Below are 18758 nucleotides of genomic sequence, written 5' to 3'. Positions count from 1 at the left end.
TTTACTTCCCACCCGCTAAATCAATAAACGACCCTGTAACATATGAAGACTGAGGTGATAGAAGCCAGGCTATCGCCTGCGCGACTTCATCTGCTGTACCGCCCCGCTGCATAGGAATATGTGAGCTTAACCGTTCTACTCTGCCAGGTTCACCACCATCGGCATGAATGTCTGTTTTAATAAAACCAGGCCGGACGCTGTTTACACGAATGTTCTTCGCAGCAAGTTCTAACGAAAGCCCTTTGGTGAATGAATCCATTGCCCCTTTCGACGTCGCATAGTCGACGTATTCAAAAGGAGCACCAGTACGAGAGGCAATGGACGAAACATTAACGATTGCGCCTCCTACAACGCTTTGTTTTACAAAAGCCTTTGAACACAAGAATGCGCTAAGCACATTGGTATTAAGTACTTTGGTGAAGCGCTCTGCACTGACGTTAGTTAACTCAGTTTTGGTAAATAAAACACCCACATTGTTAACCAAATGCGTTACCTCACCCCACTGTTCCCTTACATATTCGAACATGTCCAGTACTTGCGCTTCATCGGAAACATCGGCTTTATGAGCAAATGCAACGCCACCGTTGTCAGCTATCGACGCGCACACGCTATCCGCAGCATTTTTATCTGATAGGTAATTAACGCAAACCTTATAATCGTTACTTCCCAACAATTTAGCAGTTGCGGCACCAATACCACGACTAGCACCTGTGACAATAACTACCTTGCCCACAATTTGATTCCCTTAACTGGCCATTGAACGTGGCGCTAACTTTATAAGACTAACTTACCAGCTAGTTCTGGCTTCAGAAAGTCTTATTCACCATTGACACATAATCAGAAAACTTCACAATGGTTCTACTCCATATTCACTCGCGATCATTAATGCTGTACCTTTCTGAATTTCAAATAAAGCTTTCTAATCAATACATTACTCCTGCATTTTCGCTAGCGCTCTGTACTGAAAATGCGCCGTCGCACTTCCTTATCGCAGGTAGAAACAGTAGCGGAAAGTCACTCTTAATTTCCGCGCTTGCCGGTAATGGGAAGGTAGCAAGCGGTAGTCGTGAATGTACTTCGGTTGTTGCAGAGGTATCGGTTTTTAAACAGCAAGCGATAATTGAAGAAGAAAAACAAAAAGACAGTGCAGATATTTTAGACGTAATAGCTGAGCCAACACAGGTTCGCGAACTATTCGCACAGACTAATGAGGATTATCAAAACCACCCTTATTACGACGAACTCGCCTCTGCGCTTAGAATTGAGCATCTGCTAGATAATGGGTTTCTTTCACTTTCAACAGGTGAAACCCGCAAGATTATTATCATGTTGGCATGGTTAAGTAATGCCTCTATTATTTTGCTTGATGAACCCTTCGAAGGTTTAGATGTTGAAGCGATAAGCGCATTTAGTCGCTTTCTTGTCTCTCAGCAGCAAGCTTCTTTAGTGCTTACCGCCAACAAACTCGCAGATATTCCCAAGAATATACAAGCCCAGTTGATTGTCATGGATGACTTGGCTATTACGTGGAAATCTGAAGATAAACTTAACTATGACGGTTTGCGCTCAGAACTAAGCACCTGGTTTGCACTAGAGTCTGATGATATCGATGTTCCCTCAGCCCTTAACGCTAAAGACAAACACGGCGATGACCCCAATCGCAATGACCGAAACCTCAATGAGCAAAACAGTGAGTTAGATTCACTACCTCATACCTTAATTCAGCTTAAAGATGGGTTCGTGCGCTTCGATGAGCGAACCGTATTTGAACAGCTTAACTTTACGCTTAACAAAAATGAGCATTGGCAGATCACTGGTCCAAATGGGTCAGGCAAAACCTGTTTGCTTCAAATGTTTACCGGTGATAATTCCCATTGTTATATCAACGATTTAACAATGTTTGGCATAAAACGTGGCACAGGCGAGAGCATATGGGACATTAAAAAGCACATTGGAATTATGTCGAATGCACTCCACATGCAGTACAAAGTAAACGCAAGTGTTGAGCACGTTATCATTTCAGGCTTTCACGACAGTATTGGTCTGTACACTCGCCCCACGCTAGCGGAACGCATGGTGGCAGAGCAGTGGCTTGAAGTACTGGGTTTGAAACAGAAAAAGAACTCGCCGTTTCAGTCACTGTCTTTTGGTGACCAGCGATTGGTACTTATTGCACGTTCTATGGTTAAGCACCCCGCCGTGCTTATTTTGGATGAACCTTGCAATGGTTTAGACGACTTCAACCGACAGAAAGCGCTTAAGCTTATTGATATATTGGCTAGGGCTGGCACAAGTACACTGCTGTATGTGAATCACCATGCAGAAGAACGCATTCCTAGCATTCACAATACGTTAAATATGAAAGACTATAATGTTTAAGGGTATATGTTGAAAACCTTGGCTTTTCAAGTTTTCGCTAAAAAGGTGTGGCACTTGCCTGTAAGACAATTAGCCTTAAAGCTGGAAGCTTAAAAGCTAATATTTAAAAATATTAGCGAGGCTAGGTACCGAGAAAGAAAAAAGCGCTATCACAAGGGAAAACTCATGGAAAAAGTGATAGCGCCGAAGTAACCGAGGGTGAGGTACAATAAAAACTTAAAAACTACATGGGATCCAGGGTAAGTAACACGCGATGAGTACCAGGTATGACTTTGCAGGACCGATGCACGGCGGCAAATTCTTCATGGCCCTGCCACGACTTACCTTTAAGTAAACCCACATCAAACGCATTCATTTGCCTAACGCTGCACTCGTGATAGTGCTGGCCCAACCTATTCTTAGTAAGCCCTTGCGTATTCGCGTCGTTAAGACCAATCATTTGGCGTGTAACAACACTTTCTTTCGGCAGCCACTCTGTACCTTCGCCTAAATAGGTATTCACCAACCGAACAGGAATATTGTCCACATGAAAGCTTGGGCACATTGCTGATGAAAGGGGCACTAACCTTACGCACACACTGTCACAGTCAAATAGCGTGGTGAGCATGTCAGACAGCAAATAAATATCGTCAATGGCAGCCTGCTTTCCGGCACTATTTCTTCCATCAGGTAAAAGCTTTGCGATTTCCTCTTTCAGTGATGTTAAAGAGAAAACACCGCGAATCCCCATTCCTAATGATTTAAAAACGTCGAGATAATATTGCGAGACAAGTGGAGCTTCAGGCCTTGTCCATAACGCAACGCTTATCCCTTTTTCAAAGATATCGCCCAACACCATAGCATCGGCGCTTGAACGCCAAGAGTCGCTGTGTTCAAAGGAAGTATTGTGGTCTTGTAGCGCCTGCATATTAGTGCTCCCACGCAGGAAATGGGTCAGGCATTTCAGCCCAAACATGATGGCCTTGGATAAGCTGATCGTCTGTTAACAAGCAACGATCTAACCGCTCGATAATGTCGTTTTTATTAAGCCCTTGTCCAATGAACACCAGTTCTTGACGCATGTCACCGAAGGGCTCCATCCATTGTTCTTCAATCGCTTTAAGGTATTCAGGGTCTTCAGGCCACTGCTCTTTGGGTACGGCTTTCCAAAACAGCCCAGCAGCCCCGTATCTTGCCATACCGCCAGCTTGGCTCCAGCTACCCGCTAATTGAGGGCGTGTTGCCAGCCAGAAGAAGCCTTTTGAACGAATTAACTTACCTGCAATGTCTTTACTATGAATAAAATCATAAAACTTCTGCGGATCGAACGGACGTCGCGCTTCGTACGAAAAGCTGCTTATACCAAACTCTTCAGTCTCTGGTACGTGCTCGCCACGCATTTCTTTCAGCCAACCAGGCGACTGCTGAGCACGCTCGAAGCTAAACCGCCCTGTGTTCAGCACTTTGTCGAGGGGCACTTTTCCATGCTCGATAGGAACTTGAATAGCCTCGGTGTTGAGGGTTTGCAGAATACTTTTAAGGCGCGCCAACTCTTGTTCAGAGACTAAGTCGGTTTTGCTTATTAGCAATATATCAGCAAATTCCACTTGTTCGACCAACAAGTCTGCCACGCTTCGCTCGTCTTCCTCCCCCAAGCTCTCACCCACTTCGTTGAGAAACTTAGCTTCGTCATAGTCTTTAAGAAAATTCAATGCGTCGACAACGGTAACCATCGAATCGAGGCGTGATATTTCCGACAAGCTTTTACCGTCTTCATCGGCAAACGTGAAGGTCTCAGCTACAGGCAAAGGCTCCGAAATACCTGTGGACTCTATTACCAGATAATCGTATTTACCTTCATGCGCTAAACGCTCTATCTCTTCAAGCAAATCTTCTCGCAACGTGCAGCAAATACAGCCATTGCTCATTTCAACTAGCTTTTCTTCGGCTCGATTAAAGCTAATTTCATTTTTCACCGTAGCAGCATCGATATTGATTTCACTCATATCGTTAACAATAACGGCTACTCTTAATCCATCACGATTATTCAGAATATGATTTAGAACCGTGGTCTTACCGGCGCCTAGAAAGCCCGAAAGTACGTTAACGGGAAGCTGAGTTTGAATTGACATAACGACTCGCTAAGTTTCATTTTAAATCTCGAATTTAAAAAATGTTATAACATAACAATTAAAATGAAAATAACGATATGATTAATTTATTGCAAAACGCTTGCGGTATTCCACCGGACTAAGCCCATACTCTTTACGGAATATCTTCCTAAACGCATTGACGTTTTGATAGCCCACGTTGAATGCAATATCAGCAATGCTACGCGTAGATACTTCAATTTGCTGACAAGCATGATGAAGTCTCAGCTTCTGCAGATAGTCGATGACTGACATACCTAACGCTTGCGTAAATCTTCGCTGTAAGGTTCGCTGACTAACGAAAGTGTGGCTGGCTAAATCGCTAAGAGAAATTGGCTGACTGTAATTGTTTGCCAAGTAATTTTGCGCTTTAACAACGAGAGCATCGCCATGATCTTTTTTGGGTGAAAACTGGTGATAAAAGCCTTGCTCCCTGTAACCTGTATCCACCACCATCTCTTTAGAAAGACTCAAGGCAATGGTGGGTGAACTTAAGGTCGATATGATTTCAAACACAAGATCAATCCACGCCATTCTTCCACCAGCTGTTATTACACCCTCCCCGTTTACCACGATAGCCTTAGCATCTAGTTTTGCTGTGGGAAAGGCTGCCATGAAGTGATCGGCAATTCACCAGTGTGTAGTACACACTTTGTTATCTAAAAAGCCCCCTTTGCCAAGAATAAATGCACCTACGCAAGCAGATGCGAGCAATGCACCTTGGGACTGCATGACTTCCATATAGTTGATAAGTGATGTGAAGTCATGCTCAAAAAATGTTTCACTCATGCTTGGCGGCAAGATGACGACATCAACCAGTGCATTTGAATTCAACTGTTCCGCTTTGTAAATACTCGCGCTAAATGCCACATCAGCGTTGATTTGCTCACACATCGTATTTGCTAACTCTAACATCTCAACGATGCCGTAAAGCGCAGATTTGCTTGCGGTTGGATAGTTTATTACTGCTATTTTTATTTCTTTCATCGTTTTATTGGTGCTCGAAGAACGCTGTCGCATTTGGCGTGCTTTTTGTCATTATCGTCACTCTCTATTACACGTGAAAACCCGCAAAATAGTCAATATCGAGTAAGCACAACTTAAACCGTGCTAGAGACTATTTCTTGGAAAAAGAGGGTAAGACCGTGGTTAAACAAGCACTTATTGTTATAGATATTCAAAACGATTACTTTCCTGAAGGGAAGTATCCTTTACACAAACCAGAGCTTGCGATGCAAGAAACACTTAAAGCGATGGCTATTGCAAAGGAAAAGAGCATTCCGATTATTCACATACAGCACCTTGTGCCTGTTGAGGCCGAAGAAGGGTTGTTTTTCTATGAAGGATCTCATGGCGCTGAAATTCATAAAGAGGTGATAGCCGCTGCCCCGGATGCGCCAATCATCACAAAGCAACACGCCGATTGTTTTGAGAACACCAATTTAGAAGAAACCTTACAGTCATTGGGCGTGGATGAAATTCTTCTTGCAGGTATGATGACGCACAACTGCGTAACTCACACAGCATTATCACCAGCTGCTGCCAAGTATTCCCCCAAAGTCATTGAACCTTGCACCTGCACGCGTGACGCCATTGGTCATCTATTGGCGCTGGATTCTATGCAAGTGCGTGGTATTGACATTGTATCGATAGAAACCGCATTCGCTTAGCTCCGACTTGTTTCGCTCATCACGTTGTTCGACTACTTGATGAGCGCTAACACTTCTCGGAATTTTGGATGTTGGCATGATTTTAAAAGGCCAAAAAGTGTCATCTCAAAACTGCTGATCCGTGCGCCCTGCTCACGCATATTTTGAATGGCGAGCACAGCATTTGAAGACTCTCTTGAAGAAATACAGTCCTGTATTACTTCCACAGTGTGATTATTTTCCAATAAACCCTTTACCGTTTGATAAACGCATACGTGCGCTTCAATTCCCACAACCAGCCATCGACTTAATTCCATTTCACCAATGTACGCCAGTATTTCGGACGAGCACTGGTCAGTACCTGCTACTGCGTTAAAAGTAAATTTCTTAAAGTGAGGATCGCTTGCGACATGAGTTTCAATTTCAGGGACCGTTCTCCCCAAGCCATCAGGATTTTGCTCAAGTACAACTACGGGAATATTGAGCAATTTACAACACTGTATTAGCTTTACTGTTTTGCAGATCATTGTCTGGCTATCATTGACTTTTCGAGCCAGCGCGCCCTGAACATCTACGATCAACAACCCTACCTTTTCTTCGTCTAAATGCATCATTCACACCGCTTGTATTTAAGTTGTGGCTTCATATTCGGCTCTATTCGCCTTGTTTGACGGCGTTAAATTGCTCTCTATATCCTCACACAAACCGCAATACCAAGGAAATAATGACACCGGTTACGATAAGCTGAACTAAGCAAAAGCCCATAATGTCTTTGGCTTTCAGGCCGGCTATGGCAAGTACGGGTAGCGCCCAAAATGGCTGAATCAAATTGGTCCACGCATCACCCCACGCTACCGCCATGGCAACTCTATTTATTTCGGCTCCAAGTTCAGCGGCAGCAGGCAAGATTACTGGGGCTTGCACTGCCCACTGCCCTCCACCCGACGGCACAAAGATATTAACAATGCCTGCGCTAATAAAACTCCATACTGGCAGCGACTCTGCAGATGCAAAGCTAATCAGCCACTCTGACATGGTTTGGGCCAATCCTGATTGAACCATTACCGCCATGATCCCTGCATAAAATGGGAACTGTATAACAATACCACTACCGCCCTGAACGGCTTGCTGCAGGCTGTGCAGTACATTGCGTGGTGTACCGTGAAGGACAATAGCGAGAAAGAGAAATAGCGTATTAACGATATTGAGATTAAGCCCGCCCCCTGAAACAAAGTAGTTAGTGAGATAAGCAAGCCCTGCAAAGCCTACGAGTAACCCAAGCACCTTGCTGTTTTCAAGTTTGTCGGCGGGCCGCTCGTTTGTTGCCGAAGGCAAAGTGTCGTCTTTTAGCTTGGCGCTATCGACAATAATGCTTTCAGATTCAGGCGGTAACATTAAACGATTAACAAGAGGAATAATCACGAACATGATTGCCAATAACAGCAAGTTAAACCCACTGAAAATAGTCTCTCCAGTGCCAACTACGCCAATCTGTGCTTCTGAAAAATGACCCGGCGTTGCAATAGTTAAGGGCACAGAGCCCGCTAGACCGCCATGCCATACAATAAAACCTGAGTACGCGCTTGCCACCAATAACCGATAATCAACCGACACTTTTCTTGCTAAAGCTTTAGCAAACAACGCGCCTACAACAAGACCAAAGCCCCAGTTTATCCAGCTTGCAATAAGCGACACCAACGTGACCAGCACAATGGCGCTCCCAGGGCTTTTTGCTAAGCTCGCAAGCCTTTCAAGTAAAGCTTTTACTAATGGCGTGCATGCCAGCATAAACCCAGTGACTAGTACCAAAAGCATTTGCATTGAAAATGTGAGCAGCCCCCAAAATCCGTCACCCCACTGTTGAATAGTTGTAAGTGGAGACTGATTTTGAATGACCACTGCAAACGCAAACGTAATTAGGGTGAGTAATAAAACGAAAATGTAGGGGTCAGGAAGATATCGTTCGACGAGTTTGACGAAGGGTTTTGATGCTCGGTTTAGCATTAACGCTCTCACAACATGTTAAAAACTTGTTGCATATTAACGCGTTTATTTCCCCGTTGGCGAGGGTCTAATTAACTTTGTTGAGCCAGTGCTGTAATGTTGAAGTTACTTTATTGTGCTCTATGGGTTTGGTGAGAAAATCATCCATACCGGCTTTCATACACATATCTTTGTCGCCCTGCATAGCATTCGCCGTCATCGCTATGATGGGAACACGTTTGTAAACTTCGCCGGCTGCACCATAGCGAATAAGCTTGGTTGCTTCGAACCCGTCCATTTCCGGCATTTGGCAATCCATGACAATTGCGCTGTAATGCGCCTTAAGCTTGCTGCTTTTTAACAGTTCTAACGCTTCTACACCGTTGTTTGCAACGTCAACCACATACCCTTCGCTTTCTAGAACATTGGTGGCCACTATTTGATTAATGGCATTGTCTTCTACTAACAAGATTCGATAAGCATTGTCATCAGAGGTGGATTTTTCGTTTTCTTCAGGTGATTGAACGTGCTGAGTGTTGCCTTCGATAATATGAACCGGATCATCCTCCCGTTTTTTAAAGCGTGGTTTAGCTTCATAGTCAGATGTATTTACTGATTCCTCTACAATTCGAATTAAATCTGAAGAGGTCAGTGGCTTAGGAAGACTCTCATCAACGTCTACTCCGCCATAGACAACAGAGCTCTCCATGTCGCTTAGCTGTGTCATTAATACCAAACGCGTATGTTTTGTTCTGGGGTTATCTAAAAGTATCTGGCCGAAGTGTTGTGAAAACTCCTCCTCTTCTGCTTTCTCCAGAAATACAACATCAATGGGTATTGCCGGTATCTCTTGCTCGCTGTCTTTCAAATATAAGCTAATCGCTTCCTCAATCGAAGATGCGGTCAGCGTAAGCAGTCCCCAAAGTTTCAGCTGGCTTTGCATGGCACGCCTTGTTGAAGCATTGTCGTCAATAATCAGGCAACACATGTCTTGTTTAGCAAGCTGAGGGCGCACAGCGTTGCGTTGCTCGGCGTAGCGAATTTCGCATGTCACATCAAAACGGCTGCCTTTGCCAAGCTCGGTGGTAACACTTATGTCTCCTCCTAACAATTGGCATAGCTTTTTGGTAATGCTCAACCCAAGCCCTGTTCCGCCATAGCGTCTAGTTGTAGAAGCGTCGACCTGTGTAAACGCATCGAACAAGTGAGGTAGTTTTGACGCGGGAATACCAATGCCCGTATCTGCCACCGCAATATGCATAAGCGCAGTATTCTGATTGTTAGTAGGAAGCAATTCTGCCGTGACAGAGAGCTCTCCCTGCTCGGTAAATTTAACGGCGTTGCTTAAAAGGTTTGTGAGGATTTGTTGAATTCGGCTGGGGTCTGAGTTTATTTTCGACTCACTGACCTTTGACAAATCTACAACAACATCCAGCCCTTTTTCTTGCGCTAAATGCGCAACCGATTGAGCAATGCTCTCAATCAATTCCCTTACATCAAATTCAACGGACTCAATCTCGAGTTTATCCGCTTCTATTTTAGAGAAATCCAAAATATCATTAATCAGGGCCAGTAGAGAATTAGCGCTTGAGCTTGCGATGTTGACGCGCTGTGATTGCTCAGTAGTTAGGTCGCTTTTCTTAAGCAGACCCAGCATCCCTATCACGCCGTTCATTGGCGTTCTAATTTCATGGCTCATATTTGCAAGGAATTCAGACTTCAACTTGGTTGCTTCTTCGGCTTGTTCCAGCGCCTTTTTCAAATCGTTGGCCTGTGCTTTCAACGAAGCTGTTTTTTCTGAAACTTGTTGCTCTAGCGCCTGAACAAAGCGCTTCTGCTTGGTAATTTCTGTTTGCTGTAAGTGGGTTCTTAAATAAATGATCATCAGAACAATGCCGAGTAAAAACGCAATGTAAATGCTGTATGCCCACCATGTTTTCCAAGGAGCTGCTGCTACATGCAAATTAACCGACATGACTTCATTGCCCCATTCACCATTGGGCTTCATTGCTTTGACCAGCAATGTATAGGTGCCGCCATTTAGGTTAGTAAATGAAACGTTGTTGTGATTTCCGATATCAATCCACTGTTCATCGTATCCTTCTAATTTGTAGGAAAAATGCGAACGCTTGGGATCAGAGTAGTCTAGAAGAGCAAAGTCTAATGAGAAGAAATAGTCTTCGTAGGAAAGATTAATATCCGTAACGTAGGATAGTGGCTTATCAAGGCTTACTGCTTCGCCCATTTTGTTGAAGCCAGTTAGCACAATTTTAGAATCGACCAACTCAGACTGTCCTGACACATACTCAAAGTATTCAATACCTCGCTGGCTACTGGTAAAGAACGTGTTGTTAGCGGCTCTAAGTAAACTGTTTGAATAGAAGTTCTGACTTACAGCCCCTGCAGTGCTAGTGTAATTAATGGCACTTTCAGTAGCCGGATTAAAAAGAAAGATCCCTTTATTCGTGGTAAGCCAGAGCTGGCCCTCGTCGCCGTCTGCAATCGCTCTTACTAAGGTAGCGGGCAACCCTTTCTGCTCCCCAAACCACTCGAAGGATTTCGATTCAGGCTTATAAAGGTTTAACCCCCGTTGGGTTGCGATCCAAATTTGGCCGTTTTTGGTCTCATGAATATCTTCGACGATGCTGCCCAACAGACCTGCATTGTGATCTTTATTGTACTCAATCTGAGTGAAAGTACTGTCCTGAATGGACCATAAATTAACGCCGCTTCCAGTGCCAATCCACATATTTCCTTGAGAGTCATTAACTATGGCGTGAATCTCTGGGTGAGCTAAACCGTCAGTCGTTGAAAGATGCTCAAAGGCGCCAGATTGCACGTTGTATATATAAACACCATGCTTGTAGGTACCTATCCATACATTGCCTTCTTTATCTAACGCTAACGCTCTGAACTCTCTGAATTGGCGATATTTGCTGTCTTCTCTGGGATATTCTAAGCGACTTACATTTCCATTCTTTCTGTTAACACGTGCAATAAAGTTGTCTTGTGCCACCCAAATATTGCCGTGTTCGTCGGGGACAATAATAGGTCGTTCTATAACTCCCCTATTTGAATATTCACTTTCTTCTTTAAATACCGAGTCAAATTCCTTTTGGAGTATTTGCTCTTTCACTTTCCATGTATAAATTTCAGCATTTGCTGTAGCAATCAATACATCGCCACTATTTTTGAAGGTATCTAGCTCAATGCCACTGGGTGAAACCAATGAGTCACTGTTGATCTGCTTGATTTTACGGCGAGGAGATAGCTTGAATATGCCGTGAACTTCACTGGTTACCCATTTAGTTTTAGTGTGGTCTTCATATATTATGCGAAGTCCGTTGTCATAGCCAAAGTCCATCTTCTCTACGTAATTTCCCTCACCTGTATGTCTATAAAGACCCGTGGTGGTCACAAACCAAATGCACCCTTCGTGATCTTCAATCATTGAGTTCACTTGGCCTAATGCTTTGCCGTCTCGCGTAGTTTGTGCAAGGAATACGCCTGAACTTGGAAAGAAAAGAAAAGGGCCTTCCTGAGTCGCCACATAGAATTGGCTTGACGAAGTTCGCAGCAAGCTACGTATTTCATTGGCTCCTGTCGCAGTACGATTATCAGGGTCGGGAAAGAAGTGTTTGGTGGCGAGAGTTCTTTTGTCTAATAAGTTCAAGCCAAAACTGGTGGCTACCCACAGGCTGTTGTCATTATTATCCATAATGTCCCAAATGCGATTATGAGACAGACTGTGGTCCTCATTGCTTTTCTTCTGAACCCTTTCGAATTCCCCATTTCCTAGAAAACGATTTAAACCTTGATCATACGAACCTAGCCAAATTTGGCCTGTTTTATCGTGGAAGAGTGATTGGATTCGGTTTGAAGATATGGAGCGAGGGTCGTCTGGATCATTCAAGTAACGAGAATAGCGACCTGTTGTTGGGTCGTACTTGTTAACTCCACCTCCCCACGTTCCAATCCATATATTGCCCTCTGCATCCAACATCAAATTGCCAGCGTCGTTGTGTGATAGCCCTTGGCTAGGATCGCTGTCAGACTCAAACAACGTAACTCTACGACCGTCGTAACGCATTACACCGTTTTCGGCAGTACCAAACCACAAAAAGCCTTGGCGATCTTGGATAATGGAATAAATCTCTGATGAGACGAAGCCATCTTCGGCAGTTAAAAGCTCAACCGAATACTCATTCATCAGCTTGTCTGCATTAGATGGATAAACACAGGGAATATAAAACAGGCAGATAAGAGCTATTGCAAACAAGCGCACTGGTGCAAGTACAGGATTTGTTATGCTCGCAAAGAAGGCATTCTTCAAAGTGGAATCAAGACATCAAATTAAACTTTCTTAACCATAAAGCATCTATTGAACGCAATCTATTCTACAAAAGACGCATTAGTCACATAAAAAAGGGCCGAAAATGATATCGGCCCTTTATCTCTTGGTTAATTATTTACCAGTTACAGTGAATTCATGCTTTGCACGCTAACAGGCCCGAGCTGAGCCGCTTCAACTTCTGCTTTAATCTTCTCGGCATCTCCGATGATTATCCAGGTTAATTTCTCTGGGTGCAGCACTTCTTTCGCCGCGTTACTCAAATCGTCTAAAGACAAGCTGTTGTATTTCTCGACCAAGGACTCTGGGTAGTTATATTGTCTGTTAAATCTTTCACTCGACAGTAAGCTATACAATACCGCGTTAGCCGTCTCAAATTGACCTGGCAAAGAGCGAACTTCGTCTAACCGCGCCCTTTCAAGTTCATTCGCCATTGGCGGCTTTTCACCTAAGTAAGCGTTAAGCTCTTTCTTAAGCTCAAGCAGTGATGGACCTGTTTTATCAGTTTGCACCGGCGCATAAACCATAAACGGGCGCTGTCCCCTAGCATCTTGCAGGAAGGTGTACGCGCCATAAGACCAGCTTTTATCTTCACGCAGGTTCATATTAACGCGAGCAGTAAAAGCACCACCTAAGGTTAAATTCATGGCATTAATTGCAATATTGTTGTCAGCCCCTGTTGGTGGCGCTAAATGTGCAGCCAGAATAAGTGACTGTTGTGCACCAGGGCGGTCGATAATAATCGCTTGGCCTTGCTCAGGCATTGACGCTTCAGCAATTTGCTTCGCACCTTTGCTACCTTCTACCTTCCATTTGCCAAACTCTTTCTCAAGCATGGGTTTAATGGCACCTAACGTGGTGTCACCAACAACAAAAATTGTCGCATTGTCTGGGCGTAGCCACGTATTTTTAAAGTTAACAAGGTCATCTCGCGTAATCGCTTGTACGTCTTGTTCAGTTCCGGTACCGGTAAACGGAATACCGTACGCATGGCCTTCACCATAAATAAGAGGCGGAAGTAACGTAAGCGCAATACTTACAGGGCGTGTTTTTTGCTGTGCAACATTACTTAATATAAGCGCTCGTTGACGCTCAATCTCTTCCTTTTTGAACGTTGGTGATTTCAAGATATCACCCATTAGCGCCAAAGAAGGCTCCATGTTTTCCGTTAACATTGACATGCTAACTGTGGTGGTATCTAGGTTTGAGCCAGCGTTTAAATCAGTACCTAACTGCTCAAGCTCTGCCGCAAGCTCCAGCGCATCATATTTTCCCGCGCCTTCGTCAAGCATCTGTGTGGTAAAGCTCGCAAGTCCTAACTTGCCACCCGCATCGGCAGCGTAACCTGCGTCGAATTGCACCGCAACATTCACCAATGGAACCGTAGAGCGTTTTGCAAATACTACCTTTACACCGTTAGAAAGCGTAGTTTCTGTCACCTCAGGAAAGCTCAGTTGAGTCTCTGCATCGATTGAAGGCAAGCCAGAGCTGCGGTCAACGCCTTCGGTAGATGCTGTGTGCTCAATAAACGGAACAACCGTGATTTGATGCCACCCTTCTTTTAGCCATTTATTCGCAGCCGCTTTAACCCCTTTAGGAGTAGCCTGTCCTAGCTCACTCAATTCAGTTTTGAAGTAGTTAGGGTCGCCAGCAATGAACTCACCACTAGCAAGCGTATCGGCTTTACCGCCAAAGCCCCCAACCTCTTCAAGCCCGCGAATAATTGAAGCACGTCGCTTAGTCGACACCAATTTAACTTCGTCTTTGCTTGGACCTTTACGCAAAAACTCGCTAATGACTTTATCTATTTCTTTTTCCACTGTCGCAACGTCAACGCCGTCTTTTACGTCAACCGTCACACCAAAAATGGACGCCATTTGTAGCTCGTAGTTAAACACCGAGGCATTGGTAGCAATTTGTTGGTCGTACACCAATTCTTTGTAAAGGCGTGAGTTTTTACCATCGCCCATGACACTCGCGGCAATGAACAAGTCTGTTGCGGTTGAAGAGGTATTTTCAGGTGAAACCCAAAGACGGTAAATGCGCGATTGAGGTACCTTGTCTTGAATCACTTCGCGGGTGTTTGCACTACGCTTTGGCACCCATGCTTCCCACTTAGATAGCGCTGGGCCCGGCTCAATGTCAGCGAAATATTTGTTAACCAGAGGTTTGGCTTCTTCTGCGTTAATATCGCCGCTTAGCACCAGTATTGCGTTATTCGGTCCGTAGTATTGGTTAAACCAGCCCTTAACGTCATCTAACGAGGCGGAGTTAAGATCTTCCATCGAGCCAATCACCGTATGATGGTAAGGATGCCCTATGGGAAATAAGCCTTCAAAAATATGCGTGAATACGCTTCCGTAAGGCTGGTCTTCGCCCTGACGTTTTTCATTTTGTACAACGCCACGCTGTTCGTCTAATTTCTCTTGTGTCACCGCACCTAACAAGTGCCCCATGCGATCAGATTCCATCCAGAGAATACGATCAAGTGCAGGTGTCGGAACGGTTTGGAAATAGTTAGTACGGTCAAAGTTTGTGGTACCGTTTAATCCTGTTGCCCCAGCTTCTTGTAACGGCCCAAACCATTCATCGTCATAGTTCTCGGTGCCGTTAAACATTAAGTGTTCAAATAGGTGCGCAAACCCTGATTTGCCGTTTGGTTCGTCTTTTGAACCCACCTTATACCAAACCGCAACGGCAACCACTGGGGCCTTGCGGTCTTCATGAACAATTACCGTTAACCCATTATCAGTAGTGAACTTTTCGTAGTCGATATTGATATCGTTTTTAGCAAACGCTGAGCCAACCAGCGTACTACTTACTGCCAGCACACCTACACTTACTTTTAAGCGCTTGGTGAGATGCTTAAGTACAGTCATTTCGTCATCCTTAATCTTATTATCTGTGCTGAACACCAAAATGTGCCAGGCACCACAAAACGGCTTTACGCCAGTACTAAACATAAATCAATTTGGTAGTTTATAAAGAGTTACGATGCAGAAAACTGTAACGGATTGTAAAAGAGAGGATAAACGACGAACGAAGAAAAATTGTTAGGGAAAAGTAAGGAAGAAAGTCGCAATTATATTGCGACTAGCCGTGCCCAAAGCGCTTTAACTTGTTTAGCGTCTTCACTTTCTAATTCGTTGTTGGCGAATGCGCTATTAAGGCTCTCGAGCATTTTATCATTAAGCATCGCAACCGTAGCATCTTCTTGCATTTCTAACTGGCGAGCCTCTACTGCAAAGTGACCTTGCAAGTAGCTGGCTATAAACAATTCGTCATCACTACCGTGATTTACCACGTCATCAAGCGATGCCTCAATATCTGCGATGGCGTTAACGACACTTTCTGGTGCTGCAGCAGGTGGTAACACGTCTTACTCCTTCCTGTTTTTAAATATCAAATCTTAGTTCGAGATAAACTCATTTTTTATGGCTATACATGTGCCATGTTGTATCAAACTACGTCTTTAAACAGCTTGGCAAAGTACTTTATCTTTATACCCAGTGATAACCGTGAACGCGCCTGCGAGTTCAGCGTCTAGCGTTGCATCGCTTGAGTCTAAGCGAAGCGGCTTACCGTTTAATGCCTGTAGTTTTTGTTTAGTGGCAACAACGAGCATATTCTGCTTGCCAATTTGACGGATAAAAGCAGGGCTAAGCTGCTGATTTCCGCGACCTAATATGTGGCCCTGACCACCGATCACCGTCAAAATGACTTTGGTGGGCTTGTCATGAGTCAGCGCAATCAGTTCGCTCGCAGTAACGTCACTTGCGATTAGCTCACCTTGTTTAACCACATCCACACCTAACAAGGTATTTTCTAGGCCAAGAAAGTCCATGACCGCACCTACAGTAGAGCCGGATCCCATGACAAAATAGGTATCAGGCTCATCGTCAATAATTTCACCAACGTAAGCGGCAATGTCGTCAAGCACTAAGGCCTCGTCTTCTTTCCCGCCCATTTTTACTGCTTGAACGTAAGTGAGCTCTGCGGGTACGCGCATTTCACCATAGTGTTTGGCAATAACTTTGCCCTCGCGAAACGCGTTTTCGTCAATATCACGTACTTCGGCGTCCATTTCACTCACAAGCTCGCCTGCGATCATCTGACTTACTACCTGCCCTGCCGCTGACGGCGACACGCAGTAAACGCCAGAGTGAATTTTGCAACCTGCAGGCACACCTAGCACGGGCACCTGTGTGCCAACTACGCTACAAATATTACGGGCTGTGCCGTCGCCACCGGCAAAAAGCAGTAAGTCGACGTTGGCGTCCACCATTGCTTTAGCTGCACGCTCTGAATCTTCGCCCTCGGTTTGCACGGCATCGGCCGTATAGATTACCTCATAAGGAATACCCAGAGATTCACAGATTGTTTCACCCATATCGCCCGATGCTGTCACGACGGTAAATTGCCCAGATAAGGCTTCTAGAATGCTGAGCGCTTTCGCCATTTTTTCGTTGGCTTTTTTCTCTGCTCCCATAGCCAGTGCTTTTTCGCGAATTTCTGCACCGTCGCTGCCTTTAAGCGCGAGTGCTCCGCCTATGCCGGCAAAGGGGTTTACCACAACACCCAGTTTGAATTTGGGTTTGTTATCAAACGTTGATTGGCTAAGATCAGTATGATTCATTCGGCATCTACTCCTATCCCGCCACCCAATTTGCTGTTAGCGTACTTTTTGACGTGTCTGTTACCGTGCTATTTATTATGCTGCTACATGAACCAGACGACTTACCTTTACCAAACGTAGATGACAGCGCATTAATAAACTGTTCAGCCCGAGGCGGAAAGCCCTCAGATTTATAGCGTTCAAGCTGAGCGGCTACGTTTCGCGTAAAACCTTCTCTGTCGGGCTCAGCGCCGTTTAAGTTATCCGTGCTTACCTGAAACTTTCTTCCTGCTGCTTCTGTAAACGCCCACTCAATGGCCTGGGGCTTAATTTCTACTTTTTCGAAGTCAGCTTGCTGTGATGCATCGCGGCCATCTGGGCAATACCAGTAACCGTAATCTTCTAATAGTCGACGCTTTTCACCCGCAATACACCAGTGCGCAATTTCATGCAAAGCGCTTGAAAAAAATCCATGAGCAAACACGACTTGATGATAAGGTGTTGCGCTGTCTGCTGGGATGTAAATGGGTTCGTCATCACCTAAAACCAAGCGCGTATTAAAATCTTCAAATGTCGAATTAAACAACGCGATTAACACAGGTACATCAACGTCTGCTTCTGAGTGATCCGACCCCGTAGTCGTTTCTCGGTGCATGCCCGGATATTCACTTTTTAGGCTTTCAACGTTTGAGCCTTTAGTATCGGTATTTTTAGTTTCAGTCTTGGCAAACAATGCGTGATGACTTGCGATGTTCATGGCGGCTAATAAATTCTACATAACAGAGCTATTTCAATGGCGGTGGAGTATACCAGTAAAACTTTGTCTTCTCACTTGAAAGGCTCGCTTGCTTAGGTCAATCTAGGTTTACAACAACGAATTAGCCACACTATCTCAACAGGGAGTTTGTCATTTGGCGCAAGAGATAATTAAACATATTCATCGGGTCAATGCCCTTCGTGACTTAGCCAATCAGTTGGGTGTCATGCCTATCATTCATCAATTGCAACACTGGCAATGCGAACGTTTACTGGTCACACACGACGATTTAGCACAGCAAAAACGTTACCAAAAAGCCATGGCTTTTTTTGTAGATGAATTGTACGGGCCAAAAGATTTTAGCCAACGGGACGCTGATTTAGTGCGAGTCATTCCAAAACTCGCAAAAGTACTGCCTGACAAAGCTATGAACGCTATGGACGACGCATTGTCGTTAAATGCACTATCGTTCGATTTAGATATGGCGATGGCTCAGTACTTACAAAGCCATTTTCCCGGAGAACCTATCAACCGAGATAACTACGCTTTGGCGTATCGTAATGTGGGCAGAATTGAGGATAGAAAGCATCAAATCGACATAATTTCCCATTTGGGCGATCAACTCGCCGACGTTATAAAAATTCGTGGTATAGGTATGTTAATTTCACTGTCCCGTCGTCCAGCTAAATTAGCAGGATTACTCGCATTGCATGAATTTTTGGAACGAGGGTTTGATGCGTTTAAAGCGATAGGTGACGTGCAGAGCTTTATTGCCCCCGTATTAGTGAGAGAAAAAGCGATAATGCAATTGTTGTTAAGCGATGATTTAACGTTACCTGAAGATAATCCCCTGCCTGTGGTATGAGGCACAATGCCTGAACGTGAAGAAGCAGAG

At 44.6% G+C, this 18758-nt stretch carries 15 protein-coding genes; 3 read left to right on the top strand and 12 right to left on the bottom strand.

Features of this window, described 5'->3' with window-relative positions; genetic code table 11:
- Window position 1: 1 nt before the first annotated feature.
- Entirely contained in the window at window positions 2–733 is a 732-nt protein-coding gene (locus MHM87_RS07080; protein WP_239258284.1) for an SDR family oxidoreductase, read from the bottom strand.
- A 119-nt stretch (window positions 734–852) separates the two neighbouring features.
- On the opposite strand from MHM87_RS07080, the gene MHM87_RS07075 reads away from it, so the two are divergent.
- Window positions 853–2379, top strand: coding sequence for an ATP-binding cassette domain-containing protein (locus MHM87_RS07075; RefSeq protein ID WP_343213317.1), 1527 nt, complete (start codon window positions 853–855; stop codon window positions 2377–2379).
- Between the two features lie 223 nt (window positions 2380–2602).
- Here MHM87_RS07075 and MHM87_RS07070 read toward each other — a convergent pair whose 3' ends face one another.
- From MHM87_RS07070 to MHM87_RS07055, 4 genes are all read right to left on the bottom strand, one after another.
- Window positions 2603–3286, bottom strand: coding sequence for a DUF1826 domain-containing protein (locus MHM87_RS07070; RefSeq protein WP_239258280.1), 684 nt, complete (start codon window positions 3284–3286; stop codon window positions 2603–2605).
- A gap of 1 nt (window position 3287) precedes the next feature.
- The gene (gene zigA, locus MHM87_RS07065; protein ID WP_239258278.1) at window positions 3288–4490 is read right to left on the bottom strand and encodes a zinc metallochaperone GTPase ZigA; all 1203 of its coding nucleotides are present in this window, start codon (window positions 4488–4490) and stop codon (window positions 3288–3290) included.
- Window positions 4491–4571: 81 nt separating this feature from the next.
- On the bottom strand, window positions 4572–5123 hold the full coding sequence (locus MHM87_RS07060; protein ID WP_239258276.1) for a helix-turn-helix domain-containing protein: 552 nt from the start codon (window positions 5121–5123) through the stop codon (window positions 4572–4574).
- A gap of 15 nt (window positions 5124–5138) precedes the next feature.
- Window positions 5139–5528 carry a hypothetical protein gene (locus MHM87_RS07055; protein ID WP_239258274.1) on the bottom strand — a complete coding sequence of 130 codons (390 nt, stop codon included), beginning with the start codon at window positions 5526–5528 and terminating at the stop codon, window positions 5139–5141.
- A gap of 125 nt (window positions 5529–5653) precedes the next feature.
- Here MHM87_RS07055 and MHM87_RS07050 point away from each other — a divergent pair, with 125 nt between their 5' ends.
- Window positions 5654–6178, top strand: a complete 525-nt coding sequence (locus MHM87_RS07050) for a cysteine hydrolase family protein (RefSeq protein ID WP_239258272.1) — start codon at window positions 5654–5656, stop codon at window positions 6176–6178.
- Window positions 6179–6210: 32 nt separating this feature from the next.
- Here MHM87_RS07050 and MHM87_RS07045 read toward each other — a convergent pair whose 3' ends face one another.
- From MHM87_RS07045 to MHM87_RS07015, 7 genes are all read right to left on the bottom strand, one after another.
- Entirely contained in the window at window positions 6211–6771 is a 561-nt protein-coding gene (locus tag MHM87_RS07045; RefSeq protein WP_239258270.1) for an isochorismatase family protein, read from the bottom strand.
- Between the two features lie 82 nt (window positions 6772–6853).
- Window positions 6854–8161 carry a short-chain fatty acid transporter gene (locus MHM87_RS07040; protein WP_014976903.1) on the bottom strand — a complete coding sequence of 436 codons (1308 nt, stop codon included), beginning with the start codon at window positions 8159–8161 and terminating at the stop codon, window positions 6854–6856.
- 67 nt (window positions 8162–8228) lie between these two features.
- Window positions 8229–12350: a hybrid sensor histidine kinase/response regulator gene (locus tag MHM87_RS07035; RefSeq protein WP_239258268.1), complete on the bottom strand. Its 4122-nt coding sequence runs from the start codon at window positions 12348–12350 to the stop codon at window positions 8229–8231.
- Between the two features lie 266 nt (window positions 12351–12616).
- A complete protein-coding gene (locus tag MHM87_RS07030; RefSeq protein ID WP_239258266.1) occupies window positions 12617–15370 on the bottom strand; it encodes a pitrilysin family protein in 2754 nt (917 codons plus the stop codon).
- A 203-nt stretch (window positions 15371–15573) separates the two neighbouring features.
- On the bottom strand, window positions 15574–15867 hold the full coding sequence (locus MHM87_RS07025) for a YfcL family protein (protein ID WP_014949976.1): 294 nt from the start codon (window positions 15865–15867) through the stop codon (window positions 15574–15576).
- A 96-nt stretch (window positions 15868–15963) separates the two neighbouring features.
- Window positions 15964–17127 carry an ATP-NAD kinase family protein gene (locus tag MHM87_RS07020; protein ID WP_014949977.1) on the bottom strand — a complete coding sequence of 388 codons (1164 nt, stop codon included), beginning with the start codon at window positions 17125–17127 and terminating at the stop codon, window positions 15964–15966.
- A 13-nt stretch (window positions 17128–17140) separates the two neighbouring features.
- Window positions 17141–17863, bottom strand: coding sequence for an elongation factor P hydroxylase (locus MHM87_RS07015; protein WP_275443299.1), 723 nt, complete (start codon window positions 17861–17863; stop codon window positions 17141–17143).
- A 154-nt stretch (window positions 17864–18017) separates the two neighbouring features.
- On the opposite strand from MHM87_RS07015, the gene MHM87_RS07010 reads away from it, so the two are divergent.
- Window positions 18018–18728: a hypothetical protein gene (locus MHM87_RS07010; protein WP_239258264.1), complete on the top strand. Its 711-nt coding sequence runs from the start codon at window positions 18018–18020 to the stop codon at window positions 18726–18728.
- Window positions 18729–18758 lie beyond the last annotated feature (30 nt).

This window comes from Alteromonas sp. Cnat3-28, assembly GCF_022348265.1.
GTDB lineage: Bacteria > Pseudomonadota > Gammaproteobacteria > Enterobacterales > Alteromonadaceae > Alteromonas > Alteromonas macleodii.
The sequence above is the reverse complement of the archived record's forward strand: the minus strand, read 5'-3'. Positions and strand labels throughout refer to the sequence as shown.

What these genes read in the sequence shown, in the direction of transcription:
- MHM87_RS07015 (WP_275443299.1), bottom strand. Translation starts at nt 17,863, where the DNA reads ATGAACATCGCAAGTCATCACGCATTGTTTGCCAAGACTGAAACTAAA.
- MHM87_RS07020 (WP_014949977.1), bottom strand. Translation starts at nt 17,127, where the DNA reads ATGAATCATACTGATCTTAGCCAATCAACGTTTGATAACAAACCCAAA.
- MHM87_RS07035 (WP_239258268.1), bottom strand. Translation starts at nt 12,350, where the DNA reads ATGAATGAGTATTCGGTTGAGCTTTTAACTGCCGAAGATGGCTTCGTC.
- MHM87_RS07030 (WP_239258266.1), bottom strand. Translation starts at nt 15,370, where the DNA reads ATGACTGTACTTAAGCATCTCACCAAGCGCTTAAAAGTAAGTGTAGGT.
- MHM87_RS07040 (WP_014976903.1), bottom strand. Translation starts at nt 8,161, where the DNA reads ATGCTAAACCGAGCATCAAAACCCTTCGTCAAACTCGTCGAACGATAT.
- MHM87_RS07045 (WP_239258270.1), bottom strand. Translation starts at nt 6,771, where the DNA reads ATGATGCATTTAGACGAAGAAAAGGTAGGGTTGTTGATCGTAGATGTT.
- zigA (WP_239258278.1), bottom strand. Translation starts at nt 4,490, where the DNA reads ATGTCAATTCAAACTCAGCTTCCCGTTAACGTACTTTCGGGCTTTCTA.
- MHM87_RS07070 (WP_239258280.1), bottom strand. Translation starts at nt 3,286, where the DNA reads ATGCAGGCGCTACAAGACCACAATACTTCCTTTGAACACAGCGACTCT.
- MHM87_RS07055 (WP_239258274.1), bottom strand. Translation starts at nt 5,528, where the DNA reads ATGCGACAGCGTTCTTCGAGCACCAATAAAACGATGAAAGAAATAAAA.
- MHM87_RS07075 (WP_343213317.1), top strand. Translation starts at nt 853, where the DNA reads ATGGTTCTACTCCATATTCACTCGCGATCATTAATGCTGTACCTTTCT.
- MHM87_RS07060 (WP_239258276.1), bottom strand. Translation starts at nt 5,123, where the DNA reads ATGGCAGCCTTTCCCACAGCAAAACTAGATGCTAAGGCTATCGTGGTA.